This window comes from Caldimonas mangrovi (genome assembly GCF_023721835.1).
Classification (GTDB): domain Bacteria; phylum Pseudomonadota; class Gammaproteobacteria; order Burkholderiales; family Burkholderiaceae_C; genus Caldimonas; species Caldimonas mangrovi.
In genome coordinates this window covers 63289-78851 of the sequence record NZ_JAMKFE010000019.1, presented here as the reverse complement: position 1 = coordinate 78851, position 15563 = coordinate 63289, and the positions used below count along the sequence as shown (strand labels likewise).

Here is a 15563-nt window from a genome sequence, read left to right as displayed (position 1 = left end):
CCGATGACAGCCCCCGCCCTGTCCCTGCAAGACGTCACCTGCACCTTCATCAGCCGAGACGACAAGACCCAGCGCTACACCGCCGTGCGTGACGTGACGCTCGATGTCGCGCCGGGCGAGTTCGTCTCGGTGGTCGGCCCCACCGGCTGCGGCAAGAGCACGCTGCTCAACGTCGCCGCGGGGCTGCTGGCGCCGAGCAGCGGGCAGGTGCAGGTGTTCGGTGCGCCGCTGCAAGGGCTGAACGCCCGGGCCGGCTACATGTTCCAGGCCGAGTCGCTGATGCCGTGGCGCACGGCGCTGCAGAACGTGACGGCCGGGCTGGAATTCCGCGGCACGCCGCCGGCCGGCGCCCGGGCCCAGGCCGAGGAATGGTTGCGCCGCGTCGGCCTCGGCGGCTTCGGCGACCGCTATCCGCACCAGCTGTCGGGCGGCATGCGCAAGCGCACCAGCCTTGCGCAGACGCTGGTGCTCGACCCGGACGTCATCCTGATGGACGAGCCCTTCTCAGCACTCGACGTGCAGACCCGCCAGCTGATGGAAAACGAGGTGCTGGCGCTCTGGGCTGAAAAGAAAAAGGCGGTGCTGTTCATCACCCACGACCTCGACGAAGCCATCGCGATGAGCGACCGCGTCGTGGTGATGAGTGCGGGCCCGGGCTCGCACCCGATCGGCGAGTTCACGATCGACCTGCCGCGCCCGCGCGACGTGGCCGAGGTGCGTGTGACGCCGCGCTTCGTCGAGCTGCACCAGGCGATCTGGGACGTGCTGCGCGAAGAAGTGCTGAAGGGCTACCGGCAGCAGCTGGCCGCATAGGACAAGGCAACGACATGTGGCGCTACCTTCAACCCACCCCCCGCAACCTGCGGGTCTGGCAGGTCGGCCTGCTGGTCGCGGTGTTCGTGTTCTGGCACGTGATGACCGCGCCGGGACTGATCCCGCCGCTGGTGTTCGACAACGACCAGCAGGCGGCGTTCTTCTTCGGCGAGCCGTTGAAGATCTTCGGCCGCGTGTGGAACTGGTTCTTCGTTGCGGCCGACATCTACGGCCACTTGTGGATCACGTTGATCGAAACGTTGCTGGCCTTCGGCATTGGCACCGTGTTCGGCCTCGCCATGGGCCTGTGGCTTGCGCTCAGCCCGATGGCCGCGGCCATCCTCGACCCCTACATCAAGGCGGCCAACTCGATGCCGCGCGTGATCTTGGCACCGATCTTCGCGGTGTGGTTCGGGCTGGGTGTGGCGAGCAAGGTCGCGCTCGGCGTCACGCTGGTGTTTTTCATCGTTTTCTTCAACGTCTATCAGGGCGTCAAGGAAGTGAGCCCTATCGTGCTCGCCAATGCGCGCATGCTCGGCGCCAACCGCCAGCAACTGCTGCGGCACGTGTACCTGCCCAGCGCGACGAGCTGGGTCTTCAGCTCGCTGCACACCTCGGTGGGTCTGGCCTTCGTCGGCGCGGTGGTGGGCGAATACCTCGGCTCGTCCAGCGGCGTCGGCTACCTGATCCTGCAGGCCGAGGGCAGTTTCGACATCAATACCGTGATGGCGGGCATCCTGGTGTTGACCGCGTTCGCGCTGGTGCTCGACGAGGTGGTCGGCTGGGTCGAGCGGCGGCTGATGAAGTGGCAGCCGCGCGCGGGGGAAACGGAAAAGCTTTGAGCGCTGCCGCTGCCGCGATTCGCAAGGAGCAGCCGATCGATCGGCTGGCGCGCCGCCGCAAGATGCGGCTGCGCATGCTGAAGATGGTGGCGGGCAGCTATGCGGTCGACACGCTGCTGCTGGCCGCACTCGTATACGCCGGCACGGTCGGCTGGAATGTGCCGCTCGCTTACGCGCTGGCCACCGGCGGCGCCTTGGCCGGCTTCTACATGGCGTTCAGTTCGGGGTGGAGCGAGCGCTTCGCCGACCACTACCTGACGCTGATGCAGATGTTCGCGCACTCGGCCATCTGCGTCGGCTTCACGCTCGCGGTGCCGGAAGTGGGCGTGCTGGTGATGACGGTGGTGTTCTGCATCGGCGCCTTCTGTGCCTTGCGGCCGAGCACGCGCGAAGTGCTGCTCGGCGCGTTGGCGACCTCGGTCGCGCTGGGCATCGTCATCGTGACCGTGGGCCACCGGCTGAGCTTGCCGTCGACAACGCTCGCCGAGCGCATCGTCTCGGCGCTGTGGATCACGCTGATGTTCGGCCGCTGCACCATCGTCGGTCTGTACGGCGCGCGCATGCGCCTCGCGATGCTCGAAAGCCGGCGGGAGCTGACACGTGCCTATGAAGCGATGGAGCGGCTCGCGAGCCGGGACGAGCTCACCGGCGCGTTGAACCGGCGCGCTGTGATGGAGCTGATCGAGGCCGAGCAGCGGCGACTGGAGCGCCAGGGGCCACCGTATTGCGTTGCGCTGCTCGACCTCGACTACTTCAAGCGCGTCAACGACGTCTATGGCCACCTGGCCGGCGACGATGTGCTGCGCGCGTTCACCTTCAAGGTGGCTCACGACATGCGCGCGGTCGACCGGCTCGGCCGCTGGGGCGGGGAAGAGTTCCTGCTGTTCCTGCACGGCGTCGGCGAGGAACGCGAAGCGCACGCCGCGCTCGAGCGCATTCGCGTGGTGGTGGCGTCCCACCGCTGGGACTCGGTCGTGCCTGGGCTGACCGTGACGGTGTCGATCGGCGCAGCGCTCGCGCGGCCCGGCGAAACGGTGGAGCAACTGCTCGCGCGGGCCGACCGGGCGCTGTACCGGGCCAAGGGCGAGGGACGCAACCGCACCGTGATGGCGGTGAGCTGAGCCCGGCGACGACGGCCGGGCCAGCAGGAATATCGCTTGCTGCGGCTGGCGGGAGCAGAACCGCCCAGGAGACTTCATGAGCAGCAAGATCGCCCCCAGCGCAGACCGCGTCGCCCGGCATACCGGGGAAAGCGCCAATGAGCGCATCCGGCGCCGCACCGAAGCCCACATCGCCTATGCCGCACAGCAGGGGCCGCAGTACATCGAGCAGCGGCTGCAGGAACTCGACCGCGAATGGGACGTCGAGCGCTGTCTGGAGACCGGCGCGGCATCGCTGAGCCTGACCGGCATGGCACTGGGCGCGACCGTCAATCGCAAGTGGTTCCTGCTGCCTGCGGCCGTCGCGGGTTTCCTGATGCAGCACGCCCTGCAGGGATGGTGCCCGCCGCTGCCGATGCTGCGCCGCCTGGGGGTCAGGACGGCCGACGAGATCAACCGTGAGCGCTATGCATTGAAGGTGCTGCGCGGCGACTTTGCCGAGGTGGCATCCACGGACATGAACCGCAGCGTGACCGAGGTGATCAGCGCGACAAGACACTGACCCGCGACCGCCTTCGGCCGCCCCCCGACGGGCGCCGGCAGACCGGCAGAGCCGGATCCAAGGCGCCGCTCGAGAAAGGCGGTGTACGTCAGAGGCGCGAGAGACGCTGGCCGCGGCTTTCGCGGCCGTGCGCGGGGCGGCGTGTGCCGTCGGGGGCAAGGCCCCGCGGCATCGCGCTGGGCAGCGTGTAGAGCAGGTGGTCGAAGCGGTCGACGATGCAGGCGGTGCCGAGTTCGAGCGGCGGCCGCGCGGCCGACCAGTATTCGAGGCGGGTCGGCGCCCCGGCCTGTGCGGCCGCGCCGATGGTGTGCAGCCTCCCGGTCGACACCGACAGCAGCGTTGCACCATACAGACGCAGGCCGCGTGTACTGCGCACCATGCCGTGCTTCACGGTGTGCTCGAAATGGCGCATGAATGCCCCGGCCGCCGCCGGCCCCTGGGCGCAGGCCGCCTTGCCGAGTTGATGCAGGTATTCGGCGAAGACCGGCTGCGCCAGCATCGGCACATGACCGAACAGGTCGTGGAACAGGTCGGCATCGACCACACCGTTCAGTTCGCTGCGGTGACGCATCCAGTCGCTGACCGGGAAGGTGCGCTGCGCGAGATACTCGAAGAAGGCCATCGGTGGGCTCGGCGCCTCCACCGGCATCACCTGCCACGCGGTCGCGGCGCGCAGGCGCTGGTTCAGCAAACGCAGATCGGGGAAGGGGTCGCTGCGGATGTCGAGCACCCACAGGCCTTTCATGAAGTCGTTGCAGGCGATGTGCTCGAGCGCCTTGATCTGCCGCTCATAGAGGCCGGTCCACAGCGCGTAGTGCTCGATCGAGCGGGGCAGACGCTGCGTGTCCCGGGGCCCGGTGGCAGGGCGTTTCGGCGCGCGGGTCGTGACGGGTGCAAGGGCCATGGGGTCTCCGCTGACGGTACGAAGCGTAGGGCGGATGTCGCAGCCCGGTTTGCAAGAACCGGGCCCTCAGTGGTGGCGGGCACCGGCTTGCGCGGCATGGCGGTCGATGCATCTGGCGAGTTCGATGTCCAGCATCGACAGCCCGCCCGCGTCGTGTGTCGTCAACACGACCTCCACGCGGTTCCAGACATTGGCCCATTCGGGGTGGTGGTTCATCCGCTCGGCGGCCAGCGCGACGCGGCTCATGAAGCTCCACGCAGCGCCGAAGTCTTCGAACTCGAAAACCTTGCGGACCGCGTCGCGCGGCGGGCAGGGAGCCCAGCCGGCCAGCGTGGGCAGCAACTCGGCGCGCTGCGCGGCGGACAGTGGCAACACGGGGTGGGTCATGCCGCCCTCAGACGATGCGGCAGGCGCGTTCGAACGGCAGCCGCGGGTGCCGCGGGTGCAACCGGCCGCGGTCGCCATGGCCCAGATTGCACAGGAAGTTGCTGCGCACCGACGTGCCCTTGAAGTACAGCGCGTCGACGGCGGCCGCGTCGAAGCCCGACATCGGCCCGCAGTCCAGCCCCACGGCGCGCGCGGCCAGGATGAAGTAGCCCCCCTGCAGGCTGCCGTTGCGAAACGCCGTGGTGCGCGCGTGCTCGGCGTCGTCGAACCAGCCGGCCGCGCCCGGCTCGTGCGGGAACAGCGTCGGCAGCTCGCGTGCGAACTCGAGGTCGTAGCCGATCACGGCAGTCACCGGTGCGGCCAGCGTCTTGGCGCGGTTGCCTTCGTCGAGCGCCGGCAGCAGGCGGGTTTTCTCGGCGGCGGAGGCGATGAAGACGATGCGCGCCGGGCTGCTGTTGGCCGACGTCGGCCCCAGGCTCATCAAGCGGTACAGCCGCTGCAGCAGTTCGTCGGCCACCGGACGGTCCTGCCAGTGGCTGAACGTCCGCCCTTCGAGAAACAGGCGTGAAATCGGGTCGTCGTCGTGTGCGGGCGTCGGCATGAGAGTCCTTGACGTGGCGAGATGCCGCCGCGATGGCGGCCTCGCGATCGGTCAAGACTGTAGGCCCCGGGACGCGCAGTTTTCTTGTGAACTGGTGCGAGAAAGTGCCTGCGGGCGCATCACACGTGCGTTGCAGACCGTTGTGAAGCAAGGAAACGCATTGAATGCGGGTTGTCCCGCATCAAACCAGCGTGACCGGCGATCCCGATTGCAGCGACCGGGTCAGCGCCTGGGCGATGCGCGTCGCCTCGGTGGCGTCGTGCAACGTCAGGGGGGCCTGCCGCTCGCCGCGGCACGCGTCGACGAAGGCCTGCATCTCGCGCTCGAAGGCTTGCGAGAAGCGCTCGAAGAAGTCGCCCACCGACTGCTGCCGCACGCCGTGGGCGTCGCTGACCACCACGTGGTCGCGCGCTGCGCCGACGCCCACGGTCAGCTTGCCGGCGGTGCCGATCACTTCGGTGCTCGGCTCGTGGCCGTGGGCAAAGGTGCGCGAGGCGTAGAACACCGCCCGCGCGCCGCCCTCGAACTCGACGATGCCCAGACCGTTGTCGATGTCGCCGATGGGTGCCAGGTCTTCGTGCACCGCGATCGTGCCGCTCGCGAACGCCCGGGTCGCACGCGGGTTGCCGAGCATCCAGCGCGCGAGGTCGATGTCGTGCACGCTGCAGTCCATGAACAGGCCGCCCGAGGTCGGCGCGAAGCGCACGAAGAAGCCGCTCGGGTCGAGCTGGTCGCAGGTCTGCGACCGCACCAGAAACGGCCGGCCCAGTGCTCCCGAGGCGAGGTGGGCGTGTGCCTGCACGTAACTCGGGTCGAAGCGGCGCACGAAGCCCACCATCGCGACGAGTTGCGGGTGCCGCGCGGCGACCGCCTCGATCTGCTCGCAAGCGGCGGCGTCGAGCGCGAGTGGCTTCTCGACGAACACGTGCTTGCCGGCTTCGAGCGCCGTGATGGCCTGCGCGGCATGCAGCGAGGTCGGCGTGACCAGCACCACCGCATCGAGCTTGGCGTCGCGAACGAAGCGGTCGAGGTCTTCATGCAGTGCGGTGATGCCGAGCTTGTCACGGGCCCAGGCGAGTTCGCTGGCGACGGGGCTGCAGGCCGCCACCAGCCGGCAGTGCCGGGTGCGGAAGGCCAGGGTCTCGGCATGCCGGCGTCCGAGCCGGCCCAACCCCGCGATGCCGATACGCAGGGGCGCGGCCGCGCTCATTGCAACGTGACGGGCTGGCCGGTGCGCAAGGACTCGGCGGCAGCGTCGGCCAGCACTTGTGCGGCGACACCGTCCTGAACCGTGGTGCGGAAGGGCCTGCCGTTTTGCAACTGCTCGAAGAAGTGCACCACCTCCAGCCGATACGCCTCGCGGTAGCGCTGCAGGAAGAAGTGCTCCGGGTTGTCGACGCGGGTGCCGGCCGCCGTGGCCTGCGTCACCTCGCTCGGCCGGTGGTTGCCGCATGCCAGCAAGCCTTTGCTGCCCAGCACCTCGAAGCGCTGGTCATAGCCATAGGCGGCCCGGCGCGACGTGTTGATCTGGCACAGCCGGCCGCTGCGCGTGCGGATCGTCACCGCGGTGCTGTCGATGTCGCCGGCCTCGCCGATGGCCGGGTCGGTCAGGCACGATCCGGTGGCCGACAGCCACGCGGCTTCGTCATTCCCGTCGCCGGTGAGGATCCAGCGGAACACGTCGAAGTCGTGGATCAGCATGTCGCGGAAGATGCCGCCGGACTGCCGGATGTAGTCCACCGGCGGCGCGCCCGGGTCGCGGCTGGTGATCACGAGCATCTCGGGCTCGCCGATGTCGCCGCGGTCGAGCCGCTGCCGGGCTTCGTTGAAGGTGGGGTCGAAGCGGCGCTGGAAACCGATCATGCAGGCCACGCCGGCTCCGGCCACGGCGCGCGCGCAGGCCTGCGCGCGTTCGACCGACAGGTCGACCGGCTTCTCGCAAAAGATGGCCTTGCGTGCCGCGGCGGCACGGCCGATGAGGTCGCTGTGCGTGGTGGTGGGCGATGCGATGACGACGGCATCGATGCTCGCGTCGGCGAACACGGCGTCGAGGCTCGGCGCGACCTGCGCGCCCAGCGGGGCGGCAAGCTGGCGTGCGGCGTCGACCATCGGGTCGCTGATCAGCGCGAGCTGCACGCCCGGCAGGGCGGCCAGGTTGGTGGCATGGATGCGGCCGATGCGGCCGGCTCCGAACAGGGCGACACGTTTCATGCAAGCTCCGAAGAGGGGCGTGAAGAGGTGGGCTGGTAGTCCAGCTCCAGGTGATAGGCCAGCGCGATGAACAGGCTCTGCGCCAGGCACATGGTGTTGGTCAGCGAGCGGAAACCGAAGGTGCTGCTTTCGTGGACCAGCAGCGCGGCAGCGGCATCGCGCGCCAGCGGGCTCATGCGGCTGTCGGTGATGGCGATGAGCTTGCAGCCGCGCTGCACGGCCATCTGCGCGGTCAGCTGGGTTTCTTCGGCATAGGGCGCGAACGACACCGCGATCATCACGTCGCCGCGCTGCAGACCGCGCAACTGGCCCTCGTGCATGCTGCCCAGCCCGGCGAGGTGCTGGATCTGCTTGTCGGTGTGCTGCAAGGCATAGGCCAGGTAGGCCGCCACCGCGAACGAGCGGCGCGTGCCCAGGATCCACACGGTCTTGGCCCCGGCCAGCAGGTCGACCGCCTCGGCGAAGGTGCTGCCGTGCAGGTCGCGCTGCAGCTCCTGCATGCCGGCGATGCTGCCGCCGATGAACTCGTGGGCGATGTCGGCGCTCGACAGGCGGCCCTGCGCGCTTTCGATCACTTCGCGGATGCGCGCCTGGTAGTTGCGGCTCGGCGCGATCTGCTGGGTGATGCCCTCGCGGAAGATCCGCTGCATCTCGGAGTAGCCGGAAAAGCCGAAGTGCTTGCAAAAGCGGATCACCGCCGACGGCTGCACGCCGCAACGCTCGGCGACGTCCTGGATGCGGTCGAGCGCGACATGGTCGCGGTGCTGTTCGATGTAGCGGGCGATCAGCTTCAGTTGCCTGCTCAGCGAGTCGAACTCGCGCGTGATCTGCTTCAGCAGCCGGTCGACGCTCATGCGGGGTGCGGGGGAGGGGCTCACGTTCTTCGGTCTCGCGGGCAGTGTCGCCATGGCACGCACTATAGCGGGGCCGTGTGAAAAATAGAAAAAAAATTCACCGGGTAATCACCAAGCGAAAAACAATTCTGCGCTTCCTAGAATCGTTGCCTGGTACAGCGGCGCTCCGGTCCCTTGCGGCAATGAAAGCGAAAACACGCTTTCAGGCAAAGGATTTGAGGGGCGCTGTACGGGCGGCGCACCGGGCATCGACGCATCGCCATCCTTGGAGACAAACCGCACCAACAGGAGGTGTAGCGATGGACCTGAAGACTTCCGGCCGGCTGCTCAAGGCACTGGCGATGAGCGCGCTGCTGGCGGCCGGCGCCGCGCAGGCGCAGGGCAAGTACGTGCTGATCAGCCACGCGCCGGACTCGGACTCGTGGTGGAACACCATCAAGAACTCGATCAAGCAGGCCGGCGACGACTTCGGCGTGCAGGTCGACTACCGCAACCCGCCTTCGGGCGACCTGGCCGACATGGCGCGCCTGATCGAGCAGGCCGCGGCCGCGGGCTATGACGGCGTCATCACCACCATTGCCGACTACGACGTGCTGCAAGGCGCGATGGCCCGGGTGACGGCGAAGAAGATCCCGCTGATCACCATCAACTCCGGCACCACCGAGCAATCGGAAAAGCTGGGCGCGGTGATGCACGTCGGCCAGCCCGAATACGACGCCGGCAAGGGCGCCGGCGAGCGTGCCAGGGCGGCCGGTGTCAAGAGCTTCCTGTGCGTCAACCACTACGCGACCAACCCGGCCTCGTTCGAGCGCTGCCGGGGGTTTGCCGAAGCACTGGGTGTCGACTACAAGAAGGCGACGCTCGACACCGGAGACGACCCGACCACGGTCGAATCGAAGGTGGCGGCCTATCTGCGCCAGAACCCGGACACCGACGCCGTGCTGGCCCTCGGGCCCAACTCGGCCCACCCGACGCTGAAGGCGCTGGAGAAAGCCGGCAAGGCGGGCAAGATCTACATGGCCACCTTCGACCTGTCGGACGAGATCTCGCGCGGCATCAGGAACGGCAGCGTGAAGTTCGCGATCGACCAGCAGCCTTATCTGCAGGGCTACGTGCCGGTCGCGGTGCTGTCGCTGATGAAGAGCAAGGGCAGCACCGACATCGTCTCGGTATCGAGCGAACTGAAGGCCCACCCGAAGATGGCGGCGCGACTGCGCGAGTACGGACTGGAGCCGGTGTATGGCGCGCGGCACATCAGCTCGGGGCCGGGGTTCGTCACCAAGGACAACCTGGGCAAGGTCGAGAAGTATGCGGGGCAATTCAGGTGACCACCCCCTACCGGCTTCGCCGGCCCCCTCAAGGGGACGCCACCGGCGGACCGGCGGAGCCGGATCCGCGGTGGCCGCGCGCTCGGCCGGGGCGGGCGCCGGCCGCGGGGTGCGCAGATGGCCCTGCATGAGGAGACAACCATGAGCAGCGCCCCTGTGGGCACGGCGGGTGCATTGCCCGTGCAGGCCGCCGCTTCAGGCGACGAGCGCTTGCGTGAGATCGGCGCCGTGCGCCGCTTCCTGGCGCGGCCGGAGTTCGGGTCCATTTCCGGGGCCGTGCTGGTGTTCCTGCTGTTCGGCGCCGTGGCCGGCGACTCGGGCATGTTCAGCGCCGAAGGCATCGTCAACTGGGCCACGGTGGCGGCCTTTCTCGGCATCATCGCGGTGGGGGCGGCGCTGCTGATGATCGGCGGCGAGTTCGATCTGTCGATCGGCTCGATGATCGGCTTCGCCGGCATGATGGTGGCGATACCCGCGCTCTACTGGGGCTGGCCGCTGTGGCTGGCGGTGCCGTTCGCTTTCGTGCTGGCGGGGCTGCTCGGTGCGTTCAACGGCTACATCGTGGTGCGCACCGGGCTGCCGTCGTTCATCGTGACGCTGGCCTTCTATTTCATCCTGCGCGGCATGGCGCTCGCGTTGTCGACGCTGCTGACCGGCAAGACCATCATCAGTGCCAACGAAGGCGCGTCGCTGCGCGAGCTGGCCGCGGCCGACCCGGTGTTCAGCACCCTTTTCACCGGCCATGTGCTGACGGGCCTGTTCAACCAGTTGGCGCAGTGGGGGTGGATCCACGCCGGCAGCGACGGCGCCGCGCTGGCGGTCGGCGTGCCCAAGGTGGTCGCCTGGTGGCTGGGCCTCACGGCGGTGGGGGCCTTCCTGCTGGCACGCACACGCTTCGGCAACTGGATCATGGCGACCGGCGGTGACGCGAATGCGGCCAAGAACACCGGCATCCCGGTGGCGCGCGTGAAGATCGGGCTGTTCATGCTCTCGGCCCTGTGCGCCACGCTGTTCGCGGTGCTGCAGGTGGCCGATGCCGGCTCCGCTGCGGCCGATCGCGGGCTGCAGAAGGAGTTCGAAGCCATCATCGCCGCGGTGATCGGCGGCTGCCTGCTGACCGGGGGCTACGGCTCGGTGCTGGGGGCGGCGCTCGGCGCGCTGATCTTCGGCGTGGTGCAGATCGGCATCGGCTACACCAGCATCGACAACAACTGGTACCGCGTGTTCCTGGGCGGCATGCTGCTGGCGGCGGTGCTGTTCAACAACTACGTCCGCCGGCGCGTGGCGCTGGGCAGGCGATGAGGACAGGGACCACCCCCTGCGGCCTTGGGCACGGGCGAGCCTGAATCGACATGAGCGACTACATCCTGCAACTCGAGCACATCAGCAAGTTCTTCGGCTCGGTCATTGCGCTGAACGGCGTGACGCTGCGGCTGAAGCAGGGCGAGGTCCACTGCCTGCTCGGCGACAACGGCGCCGGCAAGTCCACGCTGATCAAGACGCTCGCCGGCGTGCACCGCCCGGACCAGGGCGAATACCGGGTCGATGGCCAGCCGGTGGTCTTCGCTTCGCCGCGCGACGCGCTGGACCGCGGCATCGCCACCGTCTACCAGGACCTGGCCTTGGTGCCGCTGATGAGCGTCGCGCGCAACTTCTACATGGGCCGCGAACCGCAGAAGAAGCTGTTCGGCGTCCTTCCCGTGATGGACCATGCACTGGCCGGCCGCACGGCGTGCGACAAGCTGGCCGAGATGGGCATCCGGGTGCGCGACCCGGAGCAGATGGTCGGCACGCTGTCGGGCGGCGAAAAGCAATGCCTGGCGATCGCGCGCGCGATCCACTTCGGCGCGCGCGTGCTGATCCTCGACGAGCCGACCGCGGCGCTCGGCGTCAAGCAGAGCTTCAACGTGCTCCGGTTGATCCACAAGGCACGCGAGCGCGGCATCTCGGTGATCTTCATCACCCACAACGTCAACCACGCCTACCCGGTCGGCGACCGTTTCACGCTGCTGAACCGCGGCAAGTCGATGGGCACCTACGCCAAGGCCGAGGTCTCGAAGGACGAGGTGCTCGACATGATGGCCGGCGGCGCCGAGATGCAGAAACTGATGGCTGAACTCGAAGGCGTGACGATCTGAGCATGAGCACACTCGACTTCCCCGCCGGCCGCCGCTACGACCTGGCCTGCCTGGGCCGCCTGGCGGTCGACCTCTACGCGCAACAGATCGGCTGCAGCCTGGAAGACGCCACCAGCTTCGCCAAGTACCTGGGCGGGTCGTCGGCCAACGTCGCCTTCGGCACGGCCCGGCTCGGCCTCAGGAGCGCGATGATCTCGCGTGTCGGCAACGAGCAGATGGGCCGCTTTCTGGTGGAGACGCTGCAGCGCGAAGGCTGCGACACCTCGCAGGTGCAGGTCGATGCCGAACGGCTCACCGCGCTGGTGCTGCTGGGCCTGAAGGACCGCGACACCTTTCCGCTGCTGTTCTACCGCGAGAACTGCGCCGACATGGCGATCGACGCGGCGCTGATCGACGAGAGCTTCATTGCGCAGTGCCGTGCGCTGGCCATGACCGGCACGCACCTGAGCACGCCCGGCACGCGGCGCGCCGCCACCACCGCCCTGCATCACGCGCGCCAGCACGGCGTGGTGCGCGTGCTCGACATCGACTACCGCCCGGTGCTGTGGGGGCTGACGCCGCGCGGCGAAGGCGAGAACCGCTACGTGCCCGATGCCGACGTGACGCTGCAGTTGCAGCGGGTGCTCGGGCAGTTCGACCTGGTGGTGGGCACCGAAGAGGAGTTCCTGATTGCCGGCGGGGTGCCCGGCGATCTCGTCGCTTCGTTGAAGTCGGTGCGCGACGTCAGCCCGGCGGTGCTGGTCGTCAAGCGCGGCGCGCTGGGCTGCTGCGTCATCGACGGCGAAATTCCGGCCCGCATCGACGACGCACCCCAGTATGCGGGCGAGCGTGTCGAGGTGCTCAATGTGCTCGGCGCGGGCGATGCGTTCCTGTCCGGCCTGCTGTGCGGGCTGCTGGAGGGTCGTGACTGGGAGGCGTCGGCCCGCATAGCCAATGCTTGCGGTGCGCTGGTCGTCTCGCGCCACGGCTGTGCGCCGGCCATGCCGACGCGTGCCGAACTGGCGCACTGGTTCTCGGGCCGCCACACGACGACCCGGGTGGCGGCCGACGCGCAGCTCGCGCATCTGCACCGCGTGACGGTACCGCGCAAGGCCTGGGCCGACTTGTGCGTGATGGCCTTCGACCACCGCATGCAGTTCTTCGACCTGGCGCGCGAGGCGGGTGCCGAGGAGTCGCGCATTCCCCCGCTCAAGCGCCTGCTGGTCCGCGCCGTCGAGACGGTGGCCGCCAGCCGCGACCTGCGCGGCCGTATCGGCCTGCTGGTCGACGCGCACTACGGCGAGGATGCGCTGCACGCTGCCACCGGCCGCGGCTGGTGGGTGGGCCGCCCGGTCGAGCTGCCGGGCTCGCGACCGCTGCGCTTCGACGGCACCGATTCCATTGCCAGCCAGTTGCTGCACTGGCCGCAAGAGCAGGTGGTGAAGTGCCTGGTGCATTACCACCCCGATGACCCGCCGCTGCTGCGGCTGGAGCAGGAGGCCCAGTTGCGCACGCTGTGGGAGGCCACGCGCGAGAGCGGCCACGAGTTGCTGGTCGAAGTGATTCCGCCGCGCGGCCTCGGCCTGGCGCCCGACGAAGCGGTGCTGCGGTCCATCACCCGCTTGTACAACCTGGGCTTCAAGCCGGAATGGTGGAAGCTGGCTCCGATGACGCGCGTTGGATGGGACGCACTGCATGCGCTGGTGCAGCAACGCGACCCGCACTGCCGCGGCGCCGTGATCCTGGGCCTCAACCAGCCGCTGAGCGACCTGGTGCAGGGCTTTGCGCAGGCGCACAGCCCGCTGGTGCGCGGGTTCATGGTCGGCCGCACGCTGTGGGCGGAACCCAGCCTGCGCTGGCTGCGCGGCGCCAGCAGCGACGACGAACTCGTCGCGGCGGTGGCCGGCAACTTCGGCCAGCTGGTGAGCGCCTGGAACGCCCGTCACGAGACCTCGCCCGAAGCCGCCCGAGGAGCATGCCGCGCATGAAGACCGTGAGACTCACCTTGGCCCAGGCGCTGGTGCGCCACCTCGCCGCGCTTCGCATCGAGGCGGCGGACGGGTCGCTCGTGCCGTACTTCGGCGGCGTGTTCGGCATCTTCGGCCACGGCAACGTGGCCGCCCTGGGCGAGGCGCTGTGGGCCGAGCGCGACCGGCTGCCGACCTACCGTGCGCACAACGAGCAAGGCATGGCCCATGCCGCCATCGCGTACGCCAAGGCCCACCTGCGGCAGCGTGCGATGGCCGTCACCTCGTCGATCGGGCCCGGCGCGACCAATCTCGTCACCGCCGCGGCGCTGGCGCACGTGAACCGCCTGCCGGTGCTGCTGCTGCCGGGCGACGTGTTCGCGTCGCGTGCGCCCGACCCGGTGCTGCAGCAGCTCGAAGACTTTCATCACGGCGACGTGTCGGTCAATGACTGCTTCCGCCCCGTGACGCGCTACTTCGACCGCCTGTTGCGTCCCGAGCAGCTGCTGACCGCACTGCCGCGCGCCGTGCAGATGATGACCGACCCCGCATGGTGCGGCCCGGTGTGCCTGGCGCTGCCGCAGGACGTGCAGGCGCAGGCTTTCGATTGCCCCGAGGACTTCCTGCAGCCCGAGCCGATCCGCCGGCGCCGCCCCGAACCGGACGCGCCGGAACTGAGGCGTGCTGCCGCGCTGCTGCAGTCGGCGCGCCGCCCGCTGCTGGTGGCCGGCGGCGGCGTGCTCTACAGCCAGGCCGGCGACGCGCTGCGCGTCTTCTGCGAACGCCACGGCGTGCCCGTCGGCGAGACACAGGCGGGCAAGAGCAGCCTGGCGTGGGACCACCCACTCAACCTCGGGGCCATCGGCGTCACTGGCTCGCCCGCCGCGAACACGATGGCGCGCGAGGCCGATCTCGTGGTCGCCGTCGGCTCGCGCCTGCAGGACTTCACCACCGGGTCGCACACGCTGTTCCCTCACGCGAAGCTGCTGAGCCTGAACGTGCAGGCCTTCGATGCGGCCAAGTGGCGCGGGCAGTCATTGGTGGCCGACGCCCGGGTGGGGCTGGAGCGTCTGTCGTCATCGTGCGCGGACTGGCGTGCCGACGCCGCCTGGACGAGCCAAGCCCAGGCGCTGGCGACGCGCTGGCGCGACCGCGTCACCGAGTTGACCACCGCCGTTCCGCGCGAGGCGCTGCCGTACGACGCCGAGGTGATCGGCGCGGTGCGCGACTCGAGCGCGGATTCGCCACGGCACGACGTCGTGGTCTGCGCCGCCGGTACGCTGCCGGCCGAATTGCACAAGCTGTGGCGGGCGGCGGCCCCGGGCAACTACCACGTGGAATACGGCTACTCGTGCATGGGCTACGAGATCGCCGGCGGCCTGGGCGTGAAGATGGCGCGGCCCGAGCAGGAGGTGATCGTGATGGTGGGCGACGGCTCTTACCTGATGATGAACTCCGAGATCGCCACGTCCGTCCTGCTGGGGCGCAAGCTCATCATCGTCGTGCTCGACAACCGCGGCTACGGCTGCATCCACCGGCTGCAGCGTGCCAGCGGCAGCCCGCGCTTCAACAACCTGCTGGCCGACTGTGCGCCTGAAGGCGGCATGGACATACCGGTGGATTTCGCGCTGCATGCGCGCAGCCTGGGCGCGCTGGCCGAGCACGTGGACGGCATCGAGGCGCTGAAGAGTGCGATGCGGCGCGCCCGCGCCGCCGCACGCACCACCGTGCTGGTCATCGACACCACGCCCGAGCGCACCACCGACGACGGCGGCTGCTGGTGGGAGGTCGGCATCCCGGAAGTGTCCGGGCGCGAAGAGGTGAACGCCGCACACGCGCAGTACATCGAGAACAAGCGATCGCAACGCCCCTGAGCC

At 69.0% G+C, this 15563-nt stretch carries 15 protein-coding genes; 9 read left to right on the top strand and 6 right to left on the bottom strand.

All coding sequences use genetic code 11. The features are described 5' to 3' along the window. The first annotated feature begins 3 nt into the window (after positions 1–3). The 4 genes from M8A51_RS23360 to M8A51_RS23345 all read left to right on the top strand — a co-directional run bounded on the left by M8A51_RS23360 (position 4) and on the right by M8A51_RS23345 (position 3317). Complete coding sequence (locus M8A51_RS23360) at positions 4–813, top strand: ABC transporter ATP-binding protein (RefSeq protein WP_251780957.1); 810 nt, start codon at positions 4–6, stop codon at positions 811–813. A 14-nt stretch (positions 814–827) separates the two neighbouring features. Further along, positions 828–1655, top strand: a complete 828-nt coding sequence (locus M8A51_RS23355) for an ABC transporter permease (protein WP_251780956.1) — start codon at positions 828–830, stop codon at positions 1653–1655. Further along, complete coding sequence (locus M8A51_RS23350; protein WP_251780955.1) at positions 1652–2776, top strand: GGDEF domain-containing protein; 1125 nt, start codon at positions 1652–1654, stop codon at positions 2774–2776. Before M8A51_RS23355 ends, M8A51_RS23350 begins: the two co-directional genes overlap by 4 nt. A gap of 76 nt (positions 2777–2852) precedes the next feature. After that, the gene (locus M8A51_RS23345; protein WP_251780954.1) at positions 2853–3317 is read left to right on the top strand and encodes a hypothetical protein; all 465 of its coding nucleotides are present in this window, start codon (positions 2853–2855) and stop codon (positions 3315–3317) included. Between the two features lie 88 nt (positions 3318–3405). On the opposite strand, the gene M8A51_RS23340 is transcribed toward M8A51_RS23345, so the two are convergent. The 6 genes from M8A51_RS23340 to M8A51_RS23315 form a co-directional block, all read right to left on the bottom strand. Then, positions 3406–4221, bottom strand: coding sequence for a hypothetical protein (locus M8A51_RS23340; RefSeq protein ID WP_251780953.1), 816 nt, complete (start codon positions 4219–4221; stop codon positions 3406–3408). 66 nt (positions 4222–4287) lie between these two features. Continuing rightward, the gene (locus M8A51_RS23335; RefSeq protein ID WP_259372131.1) at positions 4288–4608 is read right to left on the bottom strand and encodes a 4a-hydroxytetrahydrobiopterin dehydratase; all 321 of its coding nucleotides are present in this window, start codon (positions 4606–4608) and stop codon (positions 4288–4290) included. Between the two features lie 7 nt (positions 4609–4615). Further along, a complete protein-coding gene (locus tag M8A51_RS23330; protein WP_251780952.1) occupies positions 4616–5209 on the bottom strand; it encodes a malonic semialdehyde reductase in 594 nt (197 codons plus the stop codon). A gap of 181 nt (positions 5210–5390) precedes the next feature. After that, positions 5391–6419, bottom strand: a complete 1029-nt coding sequence (locus M8A51_RS23325; RefSeq protein WP_251780950.1) for a Gfo/Idh/MocA family oxidoreductase — start codon at positions 6417–6419, stop codon at positions 5391–5393. Then, positions 6416–7420 (bottom strand): inositol 2-dehydrogenase, encoded by a 1005-nt coding sequence (gene iolG, locus M8A51_RS23320; protein WP_251780949.1) that lies wholly within the window; start codon positions 7418–7420, stop codon positions 6416–6418. The genes M8A51_RS23325 and iolG overlap by 4 nt, the downstream gene beginning before the upstream one ends. Further along, positions 7417–8328 carry a MurR/RpiR family transcriptional regulator gene (locus M8A51_RS23315; RefSeq protein WP_251780948.1) on the bottom strand — a complete coding sequence of 304 codons (912 nt, stop codon included), beginning with the start codon at positions 8326–8328 and terminating at the stop codon, positions 7417–7419. The genes iolG and M8A51_RS23315 overlap by 4 nt, the downstream gene beginning before the upstream one ends. 245 nt (positions 8329–8573) lie before the next feature. Between M8A51_RS23315 and M8A51_RS23310 the strand changes: the two genes are divergently transcribed. The 5 genes from M8A51_RS23310 to iolD all read left to right on the top strand — a co-directional run bounded on the left by M8A51_RS23310 (position 8574) and on the right by iolD (position 15560). Then, positions 8574–9602 carry a sugar ABC transporter substrate-binding protein gene (locus M8A51_RS23310; protein WP_407062260.1) on the top strand — a complete coding sequence of 343 codons (1029 nt, stop codon included), beginning with the start codon at positions 8574–8576 and terminating at the stop codon, positions 9600–9602. Positions 9603–9743: 141 nt separating this feature from the next. Further along, positions 9744–10904 carry an ABC transporter permease gene (locus M8A51_RS23305; protein WP_251780947.1) on the top strand — a complete coding sequence of 387 codons (1161 nt, stop codon included), beginning with the start codon at positions 9744–9746 and terminating at the stop codon, positions 10902–10904. Between the two features lie 50 nt (positions 10905–10954). Then, entirely contained in the window at positions 10955–11740 is a 786-nt protein-coding gene (locus M8A51_RS23300; RefSeq protein WP_251780946.1) for an ATP-binding cassette domain-containing protein, read from the top strand. Positions 11741–11742: 2 nt separating this feature from the next. Further along, positions 11743–13707, top strand: coding sequence for a bifunctional 5-dehydro-2-deoxygluconokinase/5-dehydro-2-deoxyphosphogluconate aldolase (locus M8A51_RS23295; protein ID WP_251780945.1), 1965 nt, complete (start codon positions 11743–11745; stop codon positions 13705–13707). Further along, positions 13695–15560, top strand: coding sequence for a 3D-(3,5/4)-trihydroxycyclohexane-1,2-dione acylhydrolase (decyclizing) (gene iolD / locus M8A51_RS23290; RefSeq protein ID WP_251780943.1), 1866 nt, complete (start codon positions 13695–13697; stop codon positions 15558–15560). The genes M8A51_RS23295 and iolD overlap by 13 nt, the downstream gene beginning before the upstream one ends. Positions 15561–15563 lie beyond the last annotated feature (3 nt).